The organism is Campylobacter sp. IFREMER_LSEM_CL2090 (assembly GCF_025771865.1).
Taxonomy (GTDB): Bacteria; Campylobacterota; Campylobacteria; order Campylobacterales; family Campylobacteraceae; genus Campylobacter_D; species Campylobacter_D lari_D.
Genome location: NZ_JAKMRA010000010.1, coordinates 37,033 through 62,830 on the forward strand (window position 1 = coordinate 37,033; position 25,798 = coordinate 62,830).

Annotated in this window: 23 protein-coding genes; 10 read left to right on the forward strand and 13 right to left on the reverse strand. The window is 28.5% G+C overall.

Annotated features, from left to right (window positions below; translation table 11 throughout):
• Positions 1–22: 22 nt before the first annotated feature.
• Entirely contained in the window at positions 23–724 is a 702-nt protein-coding gene (flgH, locus tag L8V85_RS06970; protein ID WP_133319229.1) for a flagellar basal body L-ring protein FlgH, read from the forward strand.
• An 11-nt stretch (positions 725–735) separates the two neighbouring features.
• On the opposite strand, the gene L8V85_RS06975 is transcribed toward flgH, so the two are convergent.
• Genes L8V85_RS06975 through L8V85_RS07000 form a run of 6 tightly spaced genes read right to left on the reverse strand, consistent with a single transcriptional unit; the run spans position 736 to position 6,554 of the window.
• A complete protein-coding gene (locus L8V85_RS06975; RefSeq protein ID WP_263737726.1) occupies positions 736–2,136 on the reverse strand; it encodes a Mur ligase family protein in 1,401 nt (466 codons plus the stop codon).
• The gene (locus L8V85_RS06980; protein ID WP_263737727.1) at positions 2,129–2,872 is read right to left on the reverse strand and encodes an alpha/beta fold hydrolase; all 744 of its coding nucleotides are present in this window, start codon (positions 2,870–2,872) and stop codon (positions 2,129–2,131) included. The genes L8V85_RS06975 and L8V85_RS06980 overlap by 8 nt, the downstream gene beginning before the upstream one ends.
• Positions 2,873–2,874: 2 nt before the next feature.
• Complete coding sequence (locus tag L8V85_RS06985) at positions 2,875–3,090, reverse strand: type II toxin-antitoxin system Phd/YefM family antitoxin (RefSeq protein ID WP_087699049.1); 216 nt, start codon at positions 3,088–3,090, stop codon at positions 2,875–2,877.
• 2 nt (positions 3,091–3,092) lie between these two features.
• Complete coding sequence (locus L8V85_RS06990; protein WP_263737728.1) at positions 3,093–4,133, reverse strand: D-alanine--D-alanine ligase; 1,041 nt, start codon at positions 4,131–4,133, stop codon at positions 3,093–3,095.
• Positions 4,134–4,149: 16 nt separating this feature from the next.
• Positions 4,150–4,701, reverse strand: a complete 552-nt coding sequence (gene ruvA / locus L8V85_RS06995) for a Holliday junction branch migration protein RuvA (RefSeq protein ID WP_220566641.1) — start codon at positions 4,699–4,701, stop codon at positions 4,150–4,152.
• Positions 4,698–6,554: a FapA family protein gene (locus L8V85_RS07000; RefSeq protein ID WP_263737729.1), complete on the reverse strand. Its 1,857-nt coding sequence runs from the start codon at positions 6,552–6,554 to the stop codon at positions 4,698–4,700. Before L8V85_RS07000 ends, ruvA begins: the two co-directional genes overlap by 4 nt.
• 124 nt (positions 6,555–6,678) lie before the next feature.
• Here L8V85_RS07000 and murJ point away from each other — a divergent pair, with 124 nt between their 5' ends.
• From murJ to rseP, 9 genes are read left to right on the forward strand one after another with little or no spacing between them, the layout of a single operon-like run.
• Entirely contained in the window at positions 6,679–8,133 is a 1,455-nt protein-coding gene (gene murJ / locus L8V85_RS07005; RefSeq protein ID WP_263737730.1) for a murein biosynthesis integral membrane protein MurJ, read from the forward strand.
• A complete protein-coding gene (gene cysS, locus L8V85_RS07010; protein ID WP_263737731.1) occupies positions 8,133–9,515 on the forward strand; it encodes a cysteine--tRNA ligase in 1,383 nt (460 codons plus the stop codon). The genes murJ and cysS overlap by 1 nt, the downstream gene beginning before the upstream one ends.
• Complete coding sequence (locus tag L8V85_RS07015) at positions 9,508–11,271, forward strand: ABC transporter ATP-binding protein (RefSeq protein ID WP_263737739.1); 1,764 nt, start codon at positions 9,508–9,510, stop codon at positions 11,269–11,271. The genes cysS and L8V85_RS07015 overlap by 8 nt, the downstream gene beginning before the upstream one ends.
• Positions 11,272–11,321: 50 nt before the next feature.
• Entirely contained in the window at positions 11,322–12,380 is a 1,059-nt protein-coding gene (locus L8V85_RS07020) for a quinone-dependent dihydroorotate dehydrogenase (protein WP_133319237.1), read from the forward strand.
• A complete protein-coding gene (locus tag L8V85_RS07025; RefSeq protein ID WP_263737732.1) occupies positions 12,377–13,630 on the forward strand; it encodes a M16 family metallopeptidase in 1,254 nt (417 codons plus the stop codon). Before L8V85_RS07020 ends, L8V85_RS07025 begins: the two co-directional genes overlap by 4 nt.
• Positions 13,620–14,516 (forward strand): 4-hydroxy-tetrahydrodipicolinate synthase, encoded by an 897-nt coding sequence (gene dapA, locus L8V85_RS07030; RefSeq protein ID WP_133319239.1) that lies wholly within the window; start codon positions 13,620–13,622, stop codon positions 14,514–14,516. The genes L8V85_RS07025 and dapA overlap by 11 nt, the downstream gene beginning before the upstream one ends.
• The gene (locus tag L8V85_RS07035; protein WP_263659588.1) at positions 14,516–15,295 is read left to right on the forward strand and encodes an enoyl-ACP reductase; all 780 of its coding nucleotides are present in this window, start codon (positions 14,516–14,518) and stop codon (positions 15,293–15,295) included. Before dapA ends, L8V85_RS07035 begins: the two co-directional genes overlap by 1 nt.
• Before the next feature lie 38 nt (positions 15,296–15,333).
• Positions 15,334–15,864 carry a CDP-diacylglycerol--glycerol-3-phosphate 3-phosphatidyltransferase gene (gene pgsA, locus L8V85_RS07040; protein WP_263659587.1) on the forward strand — a complete coding sequence of 177 codons (531 nt, stop codon included), beginning with the start codon at positions 15,334–15,336 and terminating at the stop codon, positions 15,862–15,864.
• A gap of 1 nt (position 15,865) precedes the next feature.
• Complete coding sequence (gene rseP / locus L8V85_RS07045) at positions 15,866–16,972, forward strand: RIP metalloprotease RseP (RefSeq protein ID WP_263661290.1); 1,107 nt, start codon at positions 15,866–15,868, stop codon at positions 16,970–16,972.
• Here rseP and L8V85_RS07050 read toward each other — a convergent pair.
• The 7 genes from L8V85_RS07050 to tyrS are packed head-to-tail and all read right to left on the reverse strand — an operon-like array spanning position 16,969 to position 25,789.
• A complete protein-coding gene (locus L8V85_RS07050) occupies positions 16,969–17,799 on the reverse strand; it encodes a hypothetical protein (RefSeq protein WP_263661289.1) in 831 nt (276 codons plus the stop codon). The two genes, rseP and L8V85_RS07050, sit on opposite strands and share 4 nt — an antisense overlap.
• Before the next feature lie 11 nt (positions 17,800–17,810).
• A complete protein-coding gene (locus tag L8V85_RS08380; RefSeq protein ID WP_220566631.1) occupies positions 17,811–19,184 on the reverse strand; it encodes a methyl-accepting chemotaxis protein in 1,374 nt (457 codons plus the stop codon).
• A complete protein-coding gene (locus tag L8V85_RS07060; protein ID WP_133319244.1) occupies positions 19,159–19,665 on the reverse strand; it encodes a PAS domain-containing protein in 507 nt (168 codons plus the stop codon). Before L8V85_RS07060 ends, L8V85_RS08380 begins: the two co-directional genes overlap by 26 nt.
• A gap of 59 nt (positions 19,666–19,724) precedes the next feature.
• A complete protein-coding gene (gene mnmC / locus L8V85_RS07065; RefSeq protein ID WP_263737733.1) occupies positions 19,725–21,560 on the reverse strand; it encodes a bifunctional tRNA (5-methylaminomethyl-2-thiouridine)(34)-methyltransferase MnmD/FAD-dependent 5-carboxymethylaminomethyl-2-thiouridine(34) oxidoreductase MnmC in 1,836 nt (611 codons plus the stop codon).
• A complete protein-coding gene (locus L8V85_RS07070; protein ID WP_263737734.1) occupies positions 21,557–23,497 on the reverse strand; it encodes an N-acetylmuramoyl-L-alanine amidase family protein in 1,941 nt (646 codons plus the stop codon). The genes mnmC and L8V85_RS07070 overlap by 4 nt, the downstream gene beginning before the upstream one ends.
• A complete protein-coding gene (locus L8V85_RS07075) occupies positions 23,490–24,587 on the reverse strand; it encodes a nitronate monooxygenase (RefSeq protein WP_263660623.1) in 1,098 nt (365 codons plus the stop codon). The genes L8V85_RS07070 and L8V85_RS07075 overlap by 8 nt, the downstream gene beginning before the upstream one ends.
• Positions 24,587–25,789, reverse strand: a complete 1,203-nt coding sequence (gene tyrS, locus L8V85_RS07080) for a tyrosine--tRNA ligase (protein ID WP_263737735.1) — start codon at positions 25,787–25,789, stop codon at positions 24,587–24,589. Before tyrS ends, L8V85_RS07075 begins: the two co-directional genes overlap by 1 nt.
• Positions 25,790–25,798: the final 9 nt, after the last annotated feature.

Here is a 25,798-nt window from a genome sequence, read left to right on the forward strand (position 1 = left end):
AATAATATAAGGTTATAAAGCTATGAAATTTAAAAATGTTAATTTTTACTTGTTACCTTTTGTAATGTTTGGCTGTAGTGCCACAGTTGATCCACATATTAATATGAAACCACCTACTTATGTAGAAGAACTAGCTCCTAAGCAAAATCATAATACTCAAAGCAATCCTGGATCGCTGTTTGGTAAAGGAGATAACCCTTTATTTTCTGATAAAAAAGCAATGAATGTAAATGACTTGGTAACCGTAGTCATTAGAGAAAATGCTACACAAAATTCACAAGGCTCTAAATCTACAAGCAAAAACAACAATGTAAATTTAGGCGGTGGACAAATAACTACAGGTGCTGGACTTAGCAAAGTTAGAGATTTTGTTAATGACTATACAAATATAGGCTATACCACAGCAAGTACTTCACAATATCAAGGCACAGGAAGTCAAACTAGAAGTGAAAATTTCCAAACTACAATTTCTGCTAGAGTAATTAAGGTTTTATCTAATGGAAATTATTTTATAGAAGGAAGTCGTGAGCTTTTAATCAATGGAGAAAAACAAATCATTCAACTAAGTGGGGTTATAAGACCTTATGATATTTCTCAAGATAATATGATAGATAGTAAATATATAGCTGATGCAAAAATTCTTTATAAAACTGAAGGCGATATAGACAAATCTACACGCAAGCCTTGGGGAACAAAATTTATGGAGACCATCTGGCCTTTTTAAGCTAAATGGTTTTACATAAAACTTGGCGCATCATTGGAAAATAAAATCAGATCCCCATTTTGAGTTAATCTTGATAAAGTTTGCACAAGTTGAGATTTTTCTTTTAATACATAAAAATCTAATGTGATATGTTTTTGTAAAATCACGCTATTAGTCTCTGAAGTAATAATCACAAAATCAAAACATTCATTAATAATTTTACATAATTTTATATTTTCTTCTTCATTAACTTCAACTATACCAGGAGTTACTAAAACTCTTCTTCCTTGATAGCTTTTACAAAGCTCATAGCTTTGACTCATACCCTTAAAATTTCCATTAAAACCATCATCTATGATAAATTTAGGCTCTTTAGAAATCACTTGCAAGCGATGTTCTACTGCCTTTAAATTCGATACGCTTTTTGTAATATTTTCTATTTTAATTCCTAAATAATGTGCAAGCAAAATACACACACTAATATTATAAGCATTAAAAGCACCTAGTAAATTTGCATGAAAGTCATAAATACTATCATCTAATCTTATTTTAAAATCCAATCCTTCCAAACTTGCCCTAACATCACTTAAATACTCATCATAAAATTCATTTTCATATAAGGTGCTTGAGTGTAAAAAGTATTTTTCTAAACGCTTGGATTTTAAAGCTTGCAACTTAGCTTTGCGGATATTATCTTGAGTTTTAAAATATTCCAAATGTGCCAAACCAATCTCACCTACTATGCAAATTTGAGGATTTAAAAACTCTGTAATTTCTAAAATATCATTTTGCTCTCTTGCACCAGCTTCTACGATATAAATTTCAGTATTATTTTCCAAATTTTCATTGATATCTTTTACTATACCCATAAAAGTATTAACACTTCTTGGAGTCTTATAGCACTTAAACTCATCTTTTAAAAGTTCGTATAAAAAATTTTTTATACTTGTTTTTCCAAAACTTGCAGTTATTAGAATAATTTTTAAATTTGGATTATCACAAATCTTTTTACTTGCTTTTTTTATAAAACTTTTCTGATTAATTTTTTCCACAAAAAAGCTTAATAAAAATGTAACTACTAAAGCTTCTAAACCTATCCAAAAAAATGGCATAAATATCAAGCTAAAAAGTAACAAAAATAAAAAATAACGCTTAATCCTAGCAGTAAAAACTAGCTTTTTATCTAAATTTTTATATAAATATCCACCATATAGTAAAGATAGAGCAAAAACTATAAAATATAAATAAAAATTTCCACTATACAAAGAAAACACAAAAGCAAAATAAGGAATTATTAAAAAATACAAATGCCATAAGGGTTTGGAAAAGTGTAAAAATATGCGTGAAAATTTATAAGAATACCATTGTAAGGCTAAAATCAGATAAAATCCAAGTAAAAAATTCAAACTTAAAAAAGCTATCATACTAATCATTTTTTAAAAATTCCTCATGTATTTTTTCATTTATAAAATCAGCATGTTTTAAAAAGAAAAAATGATCCCCATCTAATGCAAAAAATTTCCCTTTTTGTGCTAAAGAATGGATAATTGCTCCGCTTTTTAAAGGTGTAGCCTTATCTTCATTACCCCAAAAAATCAAAATAGGATTTTTAAGCTTTTGAAATTCATTTTCTAAATTTTCATTAACAACCTTTTTAAAGGTTTCATACATCACTTCATTCATGCCTTGAGCGTCTTTACTAATAAAAAATTTCCTCCAAAAATCCCCATAAGGGAGATTTTTCAAAATTTTAAACAAGGCTATTTTAAACTTCACTTTAAAACTTTTTGGTAAAACCACGCCTGCACTAGAAAGCAAAATCAAACCTTGAAAATTAGCATTTTGGCACATAATAGTCGCAACTTTTCCGCCAAAAGAATGCCCCATTAAATAATCTGCTTTTTGCTCTATCGTAGTTAAAAAGTCTTCTACAACCTTTGCATAAGCATAAGAATCCATAGGTGCATCTATACTTGAATTTCCAAAACCAGGTAAATCTAAATAAATTTGCTTAAAATCACTCAAAGGCTTTTCAAAAGCTTGTTTCATAAGCTCTTTATTAGCACCCCAACCATGTAAAATAAGAATTGTTTTTTTGCATTTTGGATTGATGATTTCATAACTTAAATTATAAAAATATCCATTAGAATACACTCTAGTTTTTGCCATTTCTAGCCTTTTTTATCTTTGTAAATCTTTTCTAAAAGCATCACAGCTTCATTTAAACGCTCATATTCTTCAAAGTTCAAAAGTACAGCTTCAAATTTATTGTTTTTTACAATCACCACTCTACCATTTTCACTTTTTTTTGTTTTTTCAAGCATAGTACTGAAATTTCTTACCACTTCAGTTGCAGTATAAATTTCATCTTTGCTAAAAGTAGCCATGATTATAGCTTACCTTTTTGTCCATTAATACTATGAATAAAAGCATAATCAATCTTAATTTGCTTTTCAAATTCTATATTTTTAGCTAGACTATTAATTACATTAGTAAAATCTTCAAATAAATAATTTGCTAAAGATCCTGGATTTGGATTGATCTCATTTAAATAAACCTCATCATCTATCACAAAAAAATCACAGCGAATCAAAGCTCCTTTAAATAAAGGATTATAAATTCTAATAAAATTATCCCTTAATTTTTGTTTTAATTCTTCACTAATATTTGCTTCACTTACTTTAGAACTTTCTGAAAAACCTAAATATTTTTGTTCAAAATCTAAAATTTCATTTTTTCTAGGCTCTTCAATAATAGAAAATTCCATTTTTTCATCTATCATACAACCTGCTAAGTTATATTCTTTAATGTTACTTACAAATTGTTCTATCACAACATCCTCATCAAATTCAAAAGCAACATCTTTGGCATACTTAAGCTCGCTTTCATCTTTAACTATGCTTATACCTATACTACTACCTAATCTTGCAGGCTTTAAAATACAAGGAAAATCCAAAGATACATTTTGCTCTTTATGCAAATTTAAAACCTTATAATCAAGTGTTTTCACCCCTACGCTTTGTGCATAAAGTTTAGTTAAAACCTTATTAAAAGATAAAACACTAGCTTCTATGCGTGGGCCTATGTATTTTATACCATAAAAATCAAGCAAAGCAGCTATTTTGCCATCTTCACCATCTTTTCCATGTATGATATTTATCGCTATATCAATGTCAAGTTTTTTCTCACCTAACATAGTTTTTATAAAAAACCCACCCTGCTTTAACACCAAGGCTTTTTCTTTTTTATAAGCACCGCTGCTAAAAGTTTTTGCATTCATTTTTTCTTCATCTATAAGAAAAAATTCCTTATTTTTATCACAAAATATAAATTTTTTTTGTGCTTTGAGTACTTTTTTTAATACCACAGCACTTACAATGCTAATTTCATGCTCATAAGAATTTGCGCCAAAAATTACACCATATATCATTATATTTTTCCTTTTATTATGCTAATTTTTTCAAAGCCTCTTTAATAAGCTCACTAGTATTTTTACTCTCACAAGTTCTTAAAACCTTTAAAATATTTTCTTGTTTAAAACCAAGTGAAAGTAAAGCTGCCAAAGCTTGTGCTTGGTCTTGATTAGAATTTTCTATATTGATTTTTGCATCACTTAACTCAGCTATAATTCTTTTTGCACTCTTTGGACCAATACCAGGAACCTTTTTAAATACACTCTCATCGCCACTTTGCAAAGCTGCATAAAAAGTATTAGTATCTAAGCTTGAGCAAAGCGCCATAGCAGTAGTTGCTCCTATACCACTAATTTTAATCAACAACTCAAACATTTTTTGCTCATTTATATCTAAAAATCCATATAATTTATGAGAGTCTTCTTTGATAATTTGTGTGATTAAAAACTCAACCTTTTGATCTTTTTCAAAATTACTTGAGCAAAAAAGCGAAACAAAAACACCATAACTTACCCCACTTGAAGTTTTCAAAACTACAAAAGTAGGTTCTTTTTTACTCACTATTCCTTCTATTGCCACTATCATTTAGTTTCTTCCTTGTAATTGCTAATAGCACGAATTTCAAAAACTTCCATCTCATTTTCTGTATCAATTTTTTGAAGCTCAAAACATTGAATTTTTTCTTCATCATGAGGATAATAGCTTAATTCTTTTCTAGGATTTAACAAAATGAATTTAATTTCATTTAAATCCATCCATTTTCCACTTTTATTAATAATCTTAGATTTTAAAAGTTTTTCTTGAATTTTCTTAAGCTTTTCTATATTTGCTTTTTCTTCTTCTTTTAAAGATTCTATTTTATTGGCAAAAATACTTAGATTTTCAATCTTTTGATTAAAATCTTTAATAGTAGCTTTATAAGCTTGCGGTATAGCTCTTTTTGCACTCATTAATTCTTTTACTTTTTGCTGTAAAATTCGTATGGAGTCTTTACTTATATTGATTGTGTGTTTAGTCTCTTCTATTTCTTTAGCTAAATTTTCTTGTTCTTTTTTCAATCCATCAACATGTATTAGTATCTCTTCTCCGCTTTTTTCTTCTCCAAAAGCTTTAAGATCTTGAATTATAAATTTATTTCCACTGCCTTGAATTTTTTCAACATGGATTAAACTTTTAGCGCTACATAAACAATTTCCGCCGAGTTCTTGTATGTAAATTTCATCAGCAATAATCTCTCCACCCATAGCCTTTTTAATATTTACTTTTTTAGCCTTGATAGAGCCATTTTCCAAAGTTTCAGCAAAAACCTCCTCAGCCTCACAATATCCTCTTAAGATATTAACCTCAACCTTTTGTCCTATAATAGTGCTTTTATGATGCATATTGCCTTTAAGAATTATCTTTTTACCTCTTAAAACAGAATCTTGAGCCATATTACCAGTAACTTCTAATTCCTGAGCCTCAACAGTAATTCTAGGACCTATTGCATCTTCTAGAGTGTTTGTATTTTTAATCACAATAATAACTTGCTTATCAAAACCCGCCCAAATAGAACCTGTACTTTTAAAATCAACCTTACTAAATTCTAAATAATTTTCTATCTCATAAATGGATTTTCTTTGTATAATAAAACCATCTTTTTTAGCAATATATTTTATACTCTCATCATCTTCTTTAACTTCAAATTTATCAGAACAAATAACTTTTTCTTTATTTATTTTTGGTGGAAGTGCTTTTAAAATTTTAAATCTTAAATCCTTGCCATCGCTACCCTCTTTTGGCTTAATTCTCTCAATAGCCACCTCGTCTTTTCCTATAGGTGCTACATAGTTTCTATTCATCACATCATTATACTTTTTTAGATTTTCTAAATAATGATATTTTATTTCTTCATTTGTAGGCTCTTGCGGATTAATTCCTTTACATACTTCAAATTCAACTTCAAAATCAAATTTTTGCTTCTCTTTAACCTTAGCATTAAAATCAATAATTTGCTTTTTAAAATCAAAAATTCTAAACCCAAGCAAATATTTTTCTTTTATCATCGCTTTATAAATAGCCTCTAAAAGCTCTAGAGCTAATTTGTCATGAAAAGCAATAGTTTCACTAGCTCTAATGCTGGCTTTTAATAAAGTACAAAGCTCATTAGTATATAAACTAACTTCAAAAGTTGAAATGCGTGCAAATTTTTTAAAATAAATTTCTATTTTATATTCTTGTTCTATATTTAATTCATGATTTAAAAATTTCTCATCTTCTTCAAAAATTTTCAATTCTTTTTCATTAACTTTTATCCATTCTTGATTATCATAAGTATAAGAAGTACTAAAACTTAACAACCTAAAATCAAGTTCATCAACTTCACATTTATTTTCAGAAGCAAATATTAAAAGCTCTCTATAAGGGTCTTTAGTGTATAAAATTTTCTTTTCTTCCATAGCTTAAGCTTCCTTATTATATATAAAATTTTGATTTTAGCAAAAATAAAATCAAAATTTAGTTAAAATTAGCTCTATTAAAAATTTTATAATACTCAAACTAATGTTTAAAGAATGAAAACTAATGAGAAAAAATATTGTTTTTAAAAATTTCATCATCAATGCCTTAGGAATTTTATTTTCTAGGATTATGGGCGTTTTAAGAGATATTGTTTTAGCTTTGTACTTAGGAGCTGGAATTTATAGCGATATTTTCTTTGTGGCTTTAAAAATGCCTGCTTTTTTTAGAAGAATTTTTGCAGAAGGGGCCTTTGGACAAGCTTTTTTACCAAGTTTTTTAAAAGCAAGTAAAAAAGGTGCTTTTTGTATAAATGTTTTATTGCAATTTAGTATTATAGTGTTTTTAACCTGTATTTTAGTGAGTTTTTTTGCTGAATTTTTTACAAAGATTTTTGCTTTTGGCTTTAATAAAGAAACAATTATCTTGGCTGCGCCTTTGGTTTCTATTAATTTTTGGTATTTGTTTTTTATTTTTTTGGTAACTTTTTTAGGCTCTTTATTAAATTATAAACAAAATTTTTTCATCACTTCTTTTTCTGCTTCATTTTTTAATCTTTTTGTTGTGATTGCAGGTTTTTTTGTCAATCAAGATGAGCCTTTAGAGGCCTTGTATTATTTTTCATATGCGACTGTCTTAAGTGGTTTAGCTCAACTTATATGGCATATTTTTGCTTTAAAAAATACTAGAATTTTAAAAAGCATGTATTTAAGCATAAAACTTAAAAAAACAAAGACCAATTTAGATAAATTCCACTCTACTTTTACCCATGGACTTTTAGGCTCTTCGGCAAATCAAATTAGTTCATTATTAGATACTACTATAGCTAGTTTTTTAATGGCTGGAAGTATTTCGTATTTGTATTATTCTAACAGAGTTTTTCAGCTTCCTTTAGCTCTTTTTGCAATCGCTCTAAGTCAAGTAAGCTTTCCAAAAATACTAAGACATTTAAAAGCAAATGAAGAACAAAAAGCCTTAGCTTTTATGCAAAAAGCTTTTGAATATTTAAGCGTGCTTTTGATTTTAGCTAGCATAGTAGGGATTATTTTAGCTAAAGAAATTGTAGAGTTTTTATTTCAAAGAGGAAATTTTAATCAAGAAGATACAAAAATCACTGCATTTTTATTACAAGCTTATCTTTTAGGACTTTTACCTTTTGGTTTGCAAAAACTTTTTTCTTTATGGCTTTATGCTAAATTTAAACAAAAAATAGCCGCTATAATAGCCTTTAAAACACTTTTTATATCAGCATTTTTTAGTATAGTGATTATTTTACTTATCAAAGAAGAAGCCTATAAGAGCTTAGGCATTGCATTAGCTTCATCTATTAGTGCTTTTTATTTATTATATGCTAATATTAAAGAATTTGGCTTTAAAAATCTTTGGGGTATTTTTAGGGTTAAATTTTGGCTTATTAGTATAGTATTTTTAAGTTTATTTGCTCTAGGCTTATTTGAAATTAAAGATATTTTAATACAATTTTTAATTGGAATTTATCATTTTTTTAAAGGTTTATTTTAATGGTTTTTTTTGATAGTGTTTTAAAGAAAAAATGCGAATTTATCCCAAATGAGGCAAAAAAAGCAAACATTTATCTATGCGGACCTACTGTATATGATGATGCACATTTAGGACATGCAAGAAGTAGTGTTTGTTTTGATTTTTTAAGAAGAGTTTTACTAGCAAGTGATTATGAAGTGGTTTTTGCTAGAAATTACACTGATATTGATGATAAAATTTTAAAAAAAATACAAGAAAGTGGTAAAAGTTTAGAAGAAATTACAAATTTTTATATTAAAAGATATGAAGAAGATATGCAAGCGCTTAATATCTTAGAACCTGATTTTAAACCAAAGGCTACAGCTTATATTGAGCAAATGATTATATATATAGAAAAACTTTTAGAATTAAACCTAGCTTATAAACTTGAAGATGGAATTTATTTTGATACCAGCAAAGATGATAAATACTTTTATATCTCTAAAAGAAATTTAGAAGATAATCAATCACGCCTAGAAGAAAGCGTGGCTAAAAAAAATGATAGCGATTTTGTTTTATGGAAATTTGATGAAAAATTTTATCCTGCAAGTTTTGGCAAAGGAAGACCAGGCTGGCACACAGAATGCGTTGTGATGATAGAAAGTATTTTTAAAGATAAACTTGATATTCATGCAGGAGGCATAGATTTACTTTTTCCTCATCATGAAAATGAAGCTTGTCAGTGTCGTTGTAAAAACAATCATGAGCTGGCTAATTTTTGGCTGCATAATGGCTTTGTGCAAATTAATGGTGAAAAAATGAGCAAAAGCTTAGGAAACAGCTTTTTTCTAAAAGATTCTTTAAAACTTTTTAGCGGAGAGGTTTTGAGATTTTATCTTTTAAGTGTGCATTATAGAGCGCATTTTAACTACGCTTTAGAAGACTTACAAGCTGCTAAAAAAAGACTTGATAAATTTTATCGCTTAAAAAAACGCTTAAATTTAAATGCTTTTATAGATGAAAAAACTACCATAGAAAGCGAAGTAGCTAAAAATATCTTAGAAGTTTTAAATGATGATTTAAATGCCTCTAAAGCCTTGGCTTTACTTGATGAGTTTATCAATGAAAGTAATATTTACTTAGATCAAAACCTAAAAGACAAAGCTTATAAAATACAAGTAGAAAAAAACTTAAAAGAACTTGCTTTTATTTTTGGTATAGGTTTTATGGATACTATAAAATATTTTCAATTTGGCATTAGTCAAGAAAAATGTCAAGAAATAGAAGAAAAAATCACTCTACGCAACAAGGCAAAGCAAGAAAAAAACTATGCCCTAGCAGATCAAATCCGTGATGATTTAGCTAAAGAGAATATTCTTTTAATGGATACACCAAATGGTGTGGTATGGGAGAAAAATGGATAAAAATTACAAAGAAATGAAGCTTAAAGAGGTATTTACTCGCTTTAAGCCTTATTATAAAGATTATTGGTTTTATTTTGTTTTAGCTATTATTGGCATGCTTTTAACTAGTGGTGGCACAGCTGCTAGTGCATACATCATAGAGCCTATTTTAAATAAAATTTTTATAGAAAAAAATGTTGATTTGCTTTATTATATGCCTTTACTTGTTGTTTTAATTTATGTTTTAAAAAATCTTGGTGCTTATATGCAAGTTTATTATATATCTTATGTTGGGATAGATATTTTAAGAAGATTAAGAGAATTAGTTCTTGGCAATCTTTTACGCTTAGATATGAGCTTTTTTCATAAATACAGAAGCGGAGAATTAATCAGCCGGTGTACTTCTGATATTGGAGCTTTACAAAATATAGTTTCTACTATAATACCTGAAATTTTAAGAGAAAGTTTAACCGCGATTGGACTTTTAAGTGTGGTAATTTATCAAAGTCCAAAACTTGCTTTTTTTGCTTTAGTTATTTTACCTTTAGCAATTTACCCTCTTGCTATTTTTGCTAAAAAAATCAAAAAAATAGGACGCAATACTCAAGAAAAAAATTCTGATCTTACTTCAAGATTAAGTGAAATCTTTTCTAATATAGAACTTATTAAAGCTTCTAATGCAGGTAAAAGTGAAATGCAAAAATTCAGCCAAACTAATAGCGAAGTTTGCAAACTTTCCTTAAAAGGCATTAGAATTGAAGCTTTAAGTAGCCCTTTAATGGAATCTATGGGTTCAATTGGCTTTGCAATAGTAATTATAATAGGTGGTAAAGAAGTAATTGATGGAAGTTTAAGCATAGGTTCTTTTTTTAGCTTTACTACAGCTTTATTTATGGCTTATACTCCTATTAAAAGACTTTCTTCACTTTATACAAGATTGCAAAATGCAGTAGCAGCTAGTGAGAGAACTTTTTATCTAACTGATTTAGAACCACAAATTAAAGGTGGCGATGAAAAACTTACAGAAAATATCCAAAATATTCATTTTAAAAATGTCTCTTTAAGCTATCAAAAAGATAAAATGGTATTAAAAGATGTAAATTTTTCTTTTAACAAAGGAGAAATTCTAGCCTTAGTTGGATCAAGTGGTGGAGGAAAATCTTCTATTATCAATCTTTTGATGTATTTTTTTGAAAAAGATAGTGGTGAGATTTTAATCAATCAAAAAGACATTAGCTCTTTTGATATTATTAGTTTAAGAGAAAATATTTCTTTGGTAACTCAAAATATTTATATATTTAATGACACTATAGCTCAAAATATTGCTTATGCTAAAGAATATAACGAAACACGCGTGATAGAGGTTTTAAAACAAGCTAATGCTTATGATTTTGTTCAAGAGCTTGGTGGCATACATACTGAATTAAAAGAGCATGGAAAAAATCTCTCAGGTGGACAAAAACAACGCATTGCCATAGCAAGGGCTTTATATAAAAATCCTCAAATTTTAATTTTTGATGAAGCAACTTCAGCACTTGATAATGAAAGTGAAAAAGCCATAGTAAGAACTATAGAAAGCTTAAAAAAAGATCGCTTAATACTCATCATCGCTCATAGGCTTAGCACTATAGAAAATGCTGACAAAATTGCTGTGCTTGATAAAGGAAAAATAGCTTCTATAGGAAATGATGCTTATTTAATGCAACATTGTGAAATTTATCAAAAATTAAAACAAAAAGTACAAAAAACTGATAAAGTTAAAGAAAATGAAAACTAAGAATTATCATTTTTTTAGTAAAATATGCTATTTTGTAAAAAAGGAAAAATATGACTTATGAAAGTTTAAAACCTTTAATATATAAATTAGATCCAGAAAATGCCCATGCTTTAGCTGAATTTAGTATGCGAACGCTAGATTGTATATTTCCTGGAGGGCTTAGTTTTTTTGCAAAAGATTGTATAATAAATGATGAAATTTTAAATCAAGAAATTTTTAATTTAAATTTTTACAATCCTGTGGGCTTAGCAGGTGGCTTTGATAAAAATGCAACTATGATAAGACCGCTAAGTGCTTTAGGTTTTGGTTTTTTAGAATATGGAACTTTCACCCCAAAACCTCAAAATGGTAACGAAAAACCTAGACTTTTTAGACTTGTTGAACAAGAAAGTATTCAAAATGCTATGGGTTTTAATAATAAAGGTAAAGATGCTATCGCAAAAGAAGTAAAAAAAGTCTATCCTTTTAGCATACCTTTAGTAGCAAATATAGGCAAAAATAAAATCACTCCAAATGAAGAAGCTATTAATGATTATATTATTTTATTAAAAGAATTTAAAGATTTGTGCGATTTGTTTGTGATTAATATATCCTCTCCAAATACCAAAAATTTAAGAGATTTACAAAGTGAGGAATTTGTAAACACCCTATTTAATCAAGCAAAAGAAATCACAAAAAAACCTGTGATTTTAAAAATTGCTCCAGATATGAGTATAGATAGTGCAATTTCACTTTGCAAAAGTGCTATTAGTGCAAAAGCTGATGGTATTATCATGGCAAATACTAGTATAGATTATTCTTTAATTGATAATACAAGAACCTTTGGTGGAATTAGTGGTAGATTAATCACTCAAAAAAGTGCGACATTTTTTAAAGAAGTAGCTAAAGAAATTTATCAAGATACTATTTTAATAGCAAGCGGTGGTATAGATAGTGCTGAACTTGCTTATGAACGCATTAAAAATGGGGCTAGTTTGGTTCAAATTTATACAGCTATGATTTTCAAAGGACCAAGCATTGTTAAAAATATCAATCAAGGATTAATTGAACTTTTAAAACAAGATGGTTTTAATCATATTAGTCAAGCTATAGGAGTTAATTTTAAATGATTAATTATAAAAAAATCACCCTTGAAAATGAACTTGAAATTTACACTTTACCTGTAAATAAAAAAAGCGGGGTTATAAGTGTAGATATTTTTTATAAAGTTGGCTCAAGAAATGAAAAAATGGGAAAAAGCGGCATAGCTCACATGCTTGAACATTTAAATTTTAAAAGTACAAAAAATTTAAAAGCAGGCGAATTTGATGAAATAGTCAAGGGTTTTGGTGGAGTGGATAATGCAAGTACTGGTTTTGACTATACGCATTATTTTATAAAATGCTCTAGTGAAAATTTAGACAAATCTTTGTGGCTTTTTGCTGAATTAATGCGTAATTTAAATTTAAAAGATGATGAGTTTCAACCCGAAAGAAATGTAGTTTTAGAAGAAAGGCGTTGGAGAACTGATAATAATCCTTTAGGATATTTATATTTTAGATTATACAATCATGCCTTTTTACATCATCCATATCATTGGACTCCAATAGGCTTTTTTAAAGATATACAAAATTGGAAAATAGAAGATATACAAGATTTTCATCAAACTTTTTATCAACCCAAAAATGCTATTTTGCTTGTGAGTGGCGATATTAATGAAGATGAAGTTTTCAATCTTGCTAAAAAACATTTTCAAGATATAAAAAACACCAAAGAAATCCCTATAGTTCATGAAAAAGAACCTGAACAAGATGGTGCTAAACGCGTGATCTTGCACAAAGAAAGCGATACGCAACTACTAGCACTTGCATACAAAATTCCTGCATTTAATCATGAAGATATGCCAAAACTTTGCGCATTGAGTGAGCTTTTAGGAAATGGAAAAAGCTCATTAATAAGTGAAATTTTAATTGATAAATTAGAACTAATCAATGAATTTTATGCCTATGCAAGTGAAAATATAGATGAGAATTTATTTATATTTATTTGTGTTTGTAATGAAGGTATAAAAGCAGAAGATGTTGAAAAAGAGCTTTTGAAAATTCTTGAAGATGTAAAAAATGCCAAATTTGATGATGCTATCATGGAAAAAATCAAAAATACCGTAAAAAGTGATTTTATTTTTTCACTAAGCAATGCAAGTAGCGTTGCAAATATTTATGGATCTTATCTTGCAAAGGGTGATTTAAAACCTTTGCTTGATTATAAAAAAAATATAGAAAATCTAAGCAAAGATGATTTAATTCATTGTGCTAGAAAATACTTCAATGAAGACAAATCTACAACAATAATCTTAAAAAGGGGTGAAAATGGACAATAACATCATCATAGGAGCAATGACAGCTTTAATAACTCCGTTTAAAAATGGAAAATTAGATGAGCAAACTTACCATAAACTCATCAAAAGACAAATCGCAAATGGAATTGATGTAGTAGTGCCTGTTGGAACAACCGGAGAAAGTGCCACCTTAACCCATGAAGAACATAGAATTTGTATAGAAATAGCACTAGATGCATGCAAAGGAAGTTCTTGTAAGGTTTTAGCAGGAGCAGGAAGCAATGCCACACATGAAGCTGTAAGTTTGGCTAAGTTTGCACAAGAGCATGGAGCTGATGGAATTTTAAGCGTTACTCCATATTATAACAAACCCACACAAGAAGGTTTATATCTTCATTATAAAGAAATAGCAAAAAGTATAGATATACCTGTACTTTTATATAATGTCCCAGGAAGAACAGGGTGTGAGCTTCAAACAGAAACTATTATAAGATTATTTAGAGATTGTGAAAATATTTACGGAGTAAAAGAAGCTAGTGGAAGCATTGATAAGTGCGTTGATTTGCTAGCGCATGAACCTAGAATGATACTTTTAAGCGGGGAAGATGCGATTAATTATCCTATACTTTCAAATGGCGGTAAGGGTGTGATTTCAGTTACTTCAAATTTACTTCCTGATATGATTTCAAAATTAACTCATCTAGCTTTAAAAGAAAAATACATTGAAGCTAAAAAAATCAATGATGAGTTATATAATATTAATAAAATTTTATTTTGTGAAAGCAATCCTATACCTATTAAAGCGGCAATGTATATAGCAGGTTTAACCCCTACTTTAGAATATCGTTTGCCACTTTGCAAACCTAGTGATTGCAATTTAACAAAAATAGAAGCGATTATGAAAAACTATAATATAAAAGGATTTTAATGGATACTTTTTTTCAAAATAAAACTTTAGTAATTAGCGGTGGAACAAGAGGGATTGGTAAAGCTATTGTATATGAGTTTGCAAAAGCAGGAGCTAATGTAGCTTTTACTTATAATTCTAATGCAGATTTAGCTCAAGAAATTGTGAAAGATTTAGAAAATAATTATAAAATCAAAGCAAAAGCTTATGAATTTAACATACTTGAACCAGAAACATATAAAGAGTTGTTTGAAAAAATTGATCAAGATTTTGATAGAATAGATTTTTTCATCTCTAATGCTATCATTTCAGGTCGTGCTGTTGTAGGTGGATATACTAAATTTATGAAATTAAAGCCAAAAGGTATTAATAATATTTTCACAGCAACTGTAAATGCTTTTGTTGTTGGAGCGCAAGAAGCGGCAAAAAGAATGGAAAAAGTTGATGGGGGTAGTATATTATCTATTTCTTCAACAGGAAATTTAGTTCATATTGAAAATTATGCTGGTCATGGTACAGCTAAAGCAGCGGTTGAAGCTATGGCAAGATATGCTGCAACCGAGCTTGGTTCTAAAAATATCCGTGTAAATGTAGTTAGCGGTGGACCAATTGATACTGACGCGCTTAAAGCATTTACAAATTATGAAGAGGTAAAAAATGCAACTATCAATCTTAGTCCGCTAAACCGCATTGGACAGCCACAAGATCTAGCTGGCGCATGTTTATTTTTATGCTCTGATAAGGCAAATTGGATCACAGGCCATACTTTGATCGTAGATGGTGGTACCACCTTTAAGTAATATTACCTTAAGGGTGCTTTATAAAGGATTTTAAAAGTATGAATTTACCCAATATCTTAGCTTTTATAAGGATATTATTAGCTCCACTTTTGTTTTTTTTACTTATTAATGATTTTGAAAATATCCATCCTAGTTGGGTAAATTATTTTGCTTGTGTTATTTTTAGCATAGCTGCTTTAACTGATTTTTTCGATGGCTATATTGCAAGAACTTGGAATCAAACTACTAAACTTGGAGCTATTATAGATCCTTTAGCAGATAAAATGCTTATTCTAGCTGCATTTTTAGGGTTATTACTTACACAAAAAGCTGATCCATGGATGGTTTACATTATCTTAGTAAGAGAATTTTTCATCACCGGCTTTAGAGTGGTTATGGTAAGTGAAAAAATTGATGTAAGTGCTTCTTTTGCAGGTAAAATAAAAACAACTTTTCAAATGATAGCTATTATATTTTTAATCATGCAATGGCCTTTTGCCAATACATTGTTATTTATTGCTTTAGTGCTTACACTTTATTCAGCTTTTGAATACATACTAGCTTATGTAAAACATTTAAAAAAGGTATAAATTGAAATCATATTTATTTTTATTTATTATCTTAGCTATTGGCTTTAAATTTTATTCTTTTAGTTTTTTAATAACACTTTTAGTGATATCTTTTTTAATTTTTTTTCACGAATTAGGACATTTTTTAGCTGCAAAACATATGAGGGTTGATGTAGAAATTTTTAGCATAGGTTTTGGAAAAGCTATTTTTAAAAAAACTTACAAAAATACAGAATATCGCTTATCCGCCCTACCATTTGGCGGTTATGTTAAACTTAAAGGACAAGATGATTTAAATCCTAGTGAAAAAAATTATGAGCCAAATAGCTATAACACTTTAAGTCCTTTAGCTAGAATTTATATACTTTTTGCGGGACCATTTTTTAACTTTTTTCTAGCATTTTTACTTTATATAGCCATAGGTTTTTTAGGTGTGCAAAAACTTGCACCTGTTATTGGCAATATAGCACCAAATTCAGCTGCACAAAAAGCAAATTTACAAATTGGTGATAAAATCCTAGCTATAGATGGAGTTCAAATTCAAAGTTTTGAAGAAATTGGCAAACTTGTTCACGCAAAACCAACCCTGCTTGACATAGAACGCGATAATAAATTTATCAATATCACTTTAACACCGCAAATTGACCAAGGTTATAATGAGTTTTATCAAAAAGTTCAAAAACCTCTTATTGGTATAGCACCTAAGGGTGAGTTTGTTACTATTTATCACTCAGGAATTAGCAGTTTGAAATATGCTTATGAAGAAAGCATAAATGCTTCTTTGCTTATTTTCAAAGGTCTTGCTAAAATCATCAGTGGGGAATTAGATGCTAAAAATATGGGTGGAATCATCACTATGGTGGATATAACCTCCAAAGCAGCAAATACTAGTATAGTAGTTTTATTTTTAATCACAGCTTTAATTTCCATCAATCTTGGAGTACTAAATTTACTTCCGATACCAGCACTAGATGGAGGACATATACTTTTTAATCTTTATGAATTAATTTTTAAAAAAGAAGTACCAAAAGTATGTTTTGAATATCTTAGTTATTTTGGCATGGCTTTACTTTTAAGCTTAATGGTATTTGTAACTTACAACGACATTACTCGTTTTATGAGCAATTAATAAGTCCTAGTAGCAAAATCATAGCGATTAAACTCAGCTATACTATTTTTACGATAAAAGCTATTATAAAATTGCTTACTTAAACTTTGCTCATAATTTAGTCTAAACTTAACCCACATTGCTGTTTGATCTTTTGCGCTTGTTTTTTCATCTTGATAATTAAGCGATAAATCCAAAATAGAAATTGGAGAATAAGTAATGTTATACTGATTTTGTGTTTCTTTCATGTTAGAATTTACATTTAAAACATTTAAATAAGGTAAATCAAATATAACCCCAAACTCTGTACTATCATCACTATTATTTTCTTTTATATCATAATGATTAGCATATGCTTTAAAATATTGACTAAATTGCAATTCAGCGCCAAAACTATTTTTTGCATAAGCTTGTTTATATTGATCATTGAAATAATTAAAACCAAAATTGATTTCATCAAATTCATAACGATTAATAATTCCCAAAGAATAAGCTTGCTCTAACTGCCCTATTCTTGCTTGTTTTTCTAAAAGTAAAGTAGCATTATCATAATCTAAAATTGAGTTGATATTTTTAATATTTACATTTAAAGCGTTATAATCTAAACTAGCTTCTGTTTTGTCCTTTGAGCTTAAATTTAAAACCTGTGCTAAAGAATTACTAGCAAAAGTACCAAAATCGACATTTTGACCTTGATACTCCTGCGGTTTTTGAAAAAATACTTGTTTAGAAATTGCATTTGTTTTTTGTTCTTTAGTTATATTAACATCACCCTCACTTAAGCTTTCTTCTAAATTAGAAGCAAGCGCATTTAAACATATACAACTTAAAAAAATGTATTTTTTCATTTAACCTCTTATTAAATATGTTTTTTATGCTCTATTTCGCTTATCATTTTTTCATTTATATCTTGAATTTGCTTAATATGTGCATAAATTTTTCTTTCCTCTTTGACTATTTGATTGTTTCTTATACAATCAAATAATTTTTCTATATAAGAATTTAAATTTTGATTTAAAACATAAATATTACTTGTAGAATCAAATTTGGCTAAATTTTTATCTTCTATATCTTCTATTTTGGAATTAATCACACAAGAGCAAGCTAGATATGTTTTTAAACAACACTCTAAATAAAGCAATATTTTATTAGTATCAACACTTGTCTTAGAAATCTCATCTAATAAAATTTTAGCTTTCTCATCAACACCGGTAAACACCTCTTGGAATTCTTCTAAACTTGAGTTAGATTTTTTAGCAACTTTATAAGCTTCATTAGTTATATTTTTAATATTACTCATTTGCTCTATTGATACTTTAATCATCACAGAAATTTCTTTGGCAGCCTCTTGAGTTTTTTCAGCTAAATGTCTTACCTCATCTGCAACTACCGCAAAACCTCTACCATGCTCTCCTGCACGAGCTGCCTCAATAGCTGCATTTAATGCTAAAAGATTGGTTTGCTCTGTAATATCTTCTATAATAGATATAAAAGAAGAAACATTATTAATTTGCTGTGAAAAAGTATCCATTAAAGTATGAATTTGAGTGATATTTTCACCTAAATTTTGCAAATCGACTGAAATTAATTCTGCATTTTTGGCACTTTTTGAAGAATGAGTAGAAATATCATTTGCCTGCTCATATATATCATGCATAGTGCTTGCATTATCATTTAATTTCACATTAATCAAAGCTAATTCTTTTTGCAAAGAATCCGACATATCCTTAGAAACATTTTCAACGACAATACTTCTTATGGATAAATTTTGAGTTTTTTCTATTTCTAAAGTAGCTTCATTAATAATTTTAGCATTATATGCGAAAGTACCCATTAAGCCTTCTAATCTTGCTTTTCTATAAAATCTTTGTTCTTTTACAGCTAAAATAGCATTAAGAATTTCTCTGTTAAAAGCCTCCATTTGATCAGCTAAATCATTCACAACCCAACTTAATTTTCCTACTCCAGATTTTGGAACAGCTATATGAGTAATTCTTGCTTCCAAATTTCCTTTTGTAAGCTCATTTAAAACTTGAGTAATCCTTAAAACTTCTTTATTTCTATAATAAGCACTAGCAAGCCCAAATAACACCACTAAAGTTCCAATCACACAAAAAATAAAACCAAAAATATTATTTTCTACTATTTCCAAGATTGCCATCAAACAAAATAAAAATAAAGCAAAATAATTTACAGATTGATTGATATTATATTGATAAAACCAATTCTTCATAACTCATCCCTTTTGTATTTAAATAATCATCAAGTTTCTTCCTTGATGCACCTTTTCCACCTTTTTGCTCTTCAATCAAAAGCTCTTTGTATAATTTTTCTATTTTTTCAACTGCTTCTTTTTTGGGTTTTAAACGCATAGAATAATACCCAACAACTTCTCCTTTGGAATCAAACGAAGGACTGATAAAAGCCAAAACCCAATAAAATGATCCATCTTTTGATAGATTCTTAACATAAGCTATAATCTCTTTTTTACTCTTAAGTCTTTCCCAAAGTAATTCAAAAACAACTTTTGGCATATCCGGATGACGCACTATATTATGAGGTTTTCCCAATAATTCTTCCTCACTATAGCCCGAAAGAGAAATAAAGATTCTATTGCAATATATGATTTTTCCTGTAGTATCTGTTTTGGAAATAATCATTTGTCCGTCATTGAAAAATTTTTGATTATTATTTGGCAAAATTTTTCTTTTCATATACCCTCCTTAAAATATTAATTTTAATATACCAATATATAAAATTAATAAATCAAAGATTAAATAAGTCCTTTTTTAAGCTTTCTAATTAAGAATCTTGCAGGATGTAAGGCATATAAAAATTCTTTTTTTATTCTTGGCTCATCAAAAATCAATGAGCTCATCACTCTAGCACAAACAATAGCACTAGCAAAAGCTCTAGATCCATGAGCAATAGAAAAATACAAAGGAATAAAATCATTTGGTATGACTTGATTTTTATTTTTATGCCATAAAAGTGCTTTATAATTTTGCATATAAAAATTTTCATCATAGGCTTGACCTGCTATGGCAAATCTATCACTAGAATATGATCTAAATCCTACTTTACCGCCCATTATCTCTAAATTTTCATCGTGTAAAAACTCTTTTACATTTTCAATATTTTGCAAATCATCATTTTTTAAAAGCGTTGTATCTTGATTAAGCCTATCATAACTTGCGCCAATAAGTTGTAAATTAAGCTCCTCATTAATAGGACAAATATATCCTTTAGAAGATAAGGCATGCGGGTTTTTTAAAAATGGTTTTAAATGAGTACATTGACCTCTTACACTACTTAATTTCATATATTTATACTCTAAAAAATTCTTAACATCAGCACCTTGAGCATAGATTAACACATCATAATCTTTTAAAATTTTTTGATTATTAAAATTTAAAAAAAACTTTTCATTTTTATAAGAATAATCTTTAAATTCATACTCAAAAAATACCCTAGCCTTGCTTTTTTGCAAAAGTGTCTTCACAAGCTCTTGAGGTTTTATACAAAATCCATCTTTTAAAAAGGCTTGATTGTTAATAATTTCAAATAAAACATTATCTTTTTGACTATCAAAACGCTCTTGCATAAGCTCATTATGAGCAAATTCATAAACCCCTTGTGGAGTTAAATTTAAAATTTGTCTATAAAATCTACTTGCTTCTAAAAAAGCATATTGTGAAAACTCACCCAATAAAACATCGGGTTTTAAAATCAAAGAGCTTAAAATTCCATTGATATTTCCAGAAGCGCCTTTTCCTAATGAATTTTCTTTTTCAAAAACATCTACTTGAACATTTCTTAAAGAAAGCTCATAAGCCATGCTTGCTCCGGCTATACCTGCTCCAATAATAGCTATTTTTTGAATCTCTTTTTTTAAAGATGGGGTATTAAAATATGCAAATTTATCTTCAAATTCTAAACCATTAAAAATGGCTTGTATCATTTCTCTTTTTCTAAAACCTTTTATCTTTTGCACTTGAAAATTGTTGTTAATTAAAGCCTTTTTTAAAACACTGGCAGAAGAAAAAGTTAAAATCTTAGCATTTATTTTTGAGTTTTTAGCAACATCGTTTATAATATTATCATCAAACATATCTTGATTTTTAGAAGGTGAAAAACCATCTAAATACCAAATATTTGCCTTAAAGTCTAAATTTTGTAGATTTTCTTTAGCATCACCAAACACCAAATCTAAAAAACAATCTTGAAAATAAAACCTATAAACTCCATCCTTGCATGGAGGATAAAAATTTAAAAATTGCTCTAAAACTTCTTTAAATTCCTCATAAAAACCAAGTTTTTTATAAATTTCTCTTAATTTATCTTTTTCTATATAAAAATTTTCAAAGCTAAGATAAAAAAGTCTTTGATTGTGTTTTTTTTCTTTTAAAAAACGCTTTAATGTAAGAAAGAAATTTAAGCCTATACCAAAACCAAGTTCTGCTACAATAGTTTGTTTGTTTTCAAAGTCAAAAGCATTTGTATATATAAATTTGCTTTCACTTAAACCATTACTAGAATTAAAATAATAATCATCAAAATCCAAAGAAAAAGGCGCATTATTTTTTATAATAATATTTGCTTTTTTCATTGATTCTTATAAAAATAACTTTCAATTCCATTGGCAATACCAATGGCTAATAATTCTTGGAAATTTTTATTTGTCAATCTATTTCTTTCACTAGGATGGCTAATATAACCTGTTTCAATCAAAATCGCTGGCATTTGTGCTCCTACTAAAACCCAAAACGGAGCCTCTCTAACCCCGCCATCAACAACTTTATATTTTTTTCTTACATTGCTCAAAATTTTTTTCTGTACATCGATAGCTAATTTATTTGAAGCAACTATTTTTTCACGATTTAAAAAATTTAAAAATGTTTGCTTGGAAAAATAATTCATTTCTTCAAAATCTGATTGATTTTCTGCTTCAGCAGCTTTTTTACTTCTTTCGCTTCTTGCAGGAGATAAAAAGAAAGTTTCAATTCCTTGTAAAGTCTTAGCTCTTTGTTTATTTGGTGCTGCATTTGCATGGATAGAAATAAACAAATCTGCCATTTTCTCATTAGCCATGGAAGTTCTATCTCTAAGGTTTATAAATTTATCAGTACTTCTTGTGTAATAAATTTTATATCCTCTTTTTTTTAGCTCATTTCCAAGTTTTAAAGCCACACTTAAAACTACATCCTTTTCTCTAACACCCTTATCTCCTAAAGTTCCTGGATCCTTGCCTCCATGACCTGGGTCAATTACTATAATTTTGCCTGATTTTTTGATAGTAGCTTTTGCTACTTTTGAAGTATTTTTTACTGGCGTTTTTTTAATCTTTTTCTCAAATCCTACAAATAGCTCATCATCATCCAAATCAAGACTAGTCTTAAAATCACTAGTAGAATTTAAAACAATTCTTACTGTAGTTTTATTAAACTGCACTATTGTGATAGATTGATTTTTATTAATATCAATTTTTTTTCTATCACCTTCTAGAATGGCTTCAAAACTCACAATAGAGCGATACATTTTACCATCTTTAAAAGAGTTGATTTTAATATCTTCAATATCAATATCATTGTTTAATTTTAAATTAACACCACTTTTATCTTTACTTGATTTTAAAATATATAAAGGTTCATTTCTAACAACTTCTTTTTTAACTTCTGTTTTTTTAATCTCGCTTTGTTTTTTAACTATAGGTTTAGGTTCTTCTTTTTTTTCTATTTTTTCAAGTCCCATAAAAAGACTTTGATCTTTAAGCTCTATTTTTACTTTTAACTCTTTTTTAGAACTCAAAACTAAACGCATGCTAGTTGGATTAAATTGTGATACAATAATATCAAAATCTTTAAATTCAAAATTTCTCTTTGGCCCTTTTAAAATTCCATCAAAATCTGCAACATAACGAAAATTATCACCTTTTAAAGTAAAATTTTTTATATCTTTTTGGCTAATTTTTTCACTCAAATCAAGCAAAATACCATTATCTAATTTTTTAACATCAAAAATAAAAAGCTCTTTTTGTACCGAGGTTTTTTTATCTTCTTTTTTATCTTCTTTTTTATCTTCTTTTTTATCTTCTTTTTTATCTTCTTTTTTATCTTCTTTTTTATCTTCTTTTTTATCTTCTTTTTTATCTTCTTTTTTATCTTCTTTTTTATTAATAAAAGCCGTAGTATTAGTTTCGTTTTTTACTAGCTCTTTTTTTATTTTTTGATCTTGTATAACTTTTAAAGCATTTTTTAAACGCGAAATTTCTTCTTCACTTACTCCGCTTTCTTTAAGCTCTTGCACATAAGCTTTATCATCAAAACCTAAAAAATTTGAACTAATGATTAATCTTTTTAAAATCTCATTTTTTTCTTCATTATTATCATTAATTACGCTTTGTATATATAAAGATTTTAGTTGTTGATGTAATTGTAATTTTTCTTCTGCATTAGAGGTTAAAAAGTTTTGATCAAATTTTTTAACCTCTACATTAGCAAAAACACCAATATAAAATAATAAAAAAATAAAAAATATTCTAAACATCTTCACCATAAACTAATTTTTTCATTAGTTCTTCTACGCTAATAAGTTTATCTAATCTATACCCATTAGCTCCTGTAAAAAATAAACCTGTTTCTTTTTTGCCACTCCAAGCATCGTATAATCTATCCGCTATACAATAACCTACTTTAGTAGCTTCCTTACCTCTACCACATGGTGCAACGCAGTTGCTCACACAAGAAATTTTTGGCCCCATTCTTTTATCTACTAAATTTAAAAGATTAGTTCTTACTCCTCTTGCAGGATAACCAACCGGGGATTTTAAAAGCTCAATATCTTCTTTTTTACAATCAAGTAATACTTGTTTAAAATCATCACTCGCATCACACTCAAAAGTTCCTATAAAACGAGTTCCCATTTGAACGCCACTTGCTCCTAAAGACATCATCTTTTCTATATCTTGCTTATCCCAAATTCCACCTGCAGCAATCAGTGGTATGTCGCCCCAATTTTTAATTTCTTGCGCAACTTGTGGCACCACATTTTCTAATTGATATTCATCCATTAAACATTGCTCATAAGTAAAACCCTGATGTCCGCCGCTTTTTGGTCCTTCAACTATAACTGCATCAGGTAAGCGATTGTATCTACTTTGCCATCTTTTACAAATAATTTTTAAAGCCTTAGCTGATGATACAATAGGTACCAAAGCAACATCAGGATAATCTTGTGTAAATTCAGGTAAATTTGTAGGAAGTCCTGCTCCTGAAACTATCACATTAAAACCAACCTCACAAGCATTACGAGCAATTTGTGCATAATTATTACTTGCATATAAAATATTACAGCCCAAAGGTGCGTCTTTGCAAACCTTTCTAGCATTATCTATCAAAGCTTTTAAGCCTGCTTTTGAGTAAAAATTATCACTACCATAAGGTTTTGCATTAAGTTCTTTATCTATATGTGTTCTATTTTCATAATACCCAGTTCCCACTGAAGAAATAATCCCTAAACCACCATTTAAAGAAACTGCAGAAGCAAGCTTATCCCAACTTATACCAAGCCCCATTCCACCTTGAAAAATAGGATATTTTATCTCATGCTTTCCAATTTTTAAAGCTTTAAAACTCATTATATTACCTTTAATTTTGCAAATTTTCTTTTTCCAACTTGTAAAATATATTCACCGCTTTCTAGTTGGAATTGTTCATCTTGAACTTTTTCTCCATTAACACTTACTGCATTAGAACTAATCAATCTTCTAGCAGCTGAAGTAGAACTTTCCATTTTACACTCTACTATAGCTCTTGCAAGCCAAATACTACCTTCTAAAGTAAAGCTTGACATATTACTAGGAAGCTCTTTTGCGCTATGAACTTTGTCAAATTCTTCCTTAGCTTTTAGCGCACATTCGCTTGAGTGAAAACGCGCAGTAATTTCTAAAGCTAAATTTTCTTTAGCTTTTTTAGGATGCAATGAGCCATTTTTAATATCATCTTTTATTTGTGAAATTTCATTTAAGCTTTTTTCACTTAAAAGCTCATAATATCTAAACATCAACTCATCACTTATACTCAAAACCTTAGCATACATATCTTTGGCATTTTCAGTCACACCGATATAATTTCCTAAGCTTTTACTCATTTTATTTACACCATCAAGACCTTCAAGCAATGGCATCATCATCACCGCTTGTTCTTTTTGACAATTATATACTCTTTGAAGCTGTCTACCCATTAAAAGATTAAATTTTTGATCCGTTCCACCCATTTCTATATCACTTTTTAATGCAACGCTATCATAACCTTGTAAAAGTGGATATAAAAACTCACAAATTGATATAGGACTTTGCTCTTTAAAACGCTTAGTAAAATCATCTCTTTCAAGCATTCTAGCAACACTAAAAGTCGAAGTAAGTTCTACTATACCAGCAGCACCAAGCTCATTTAGCCATTTAGAATTAAAATGAATTTGAGTTTTACTTGGATCTAAAATCTTAAAAACTTGCTCTTCATAAGTTTTAGCATTTTTAAGCACTTCTTCTTTATCAAGTTTTTTTCTTGTTACACTTTTTCCTGTTGGATCGCCTATTTGAGCAGTAAAATCACCTATTAAAAATTGTACTATAGCTCCATGCTTTTGAAGTAAAGCCATCTTGCTTAAAACTACAGTATGACCCAAATGCAAATCAGCGGCCGTAGGATCAAAACCAGCTTTTACAAAAAAGTTTTCACCTTTTTCATAATAATTTTTTACCAAAGAAATCAATCTTTCCTCATCAATAATTTCTGCTATTCCTCTTTTAATTTCTTTAATAATTTCTTCAATATTCATTATAAAACC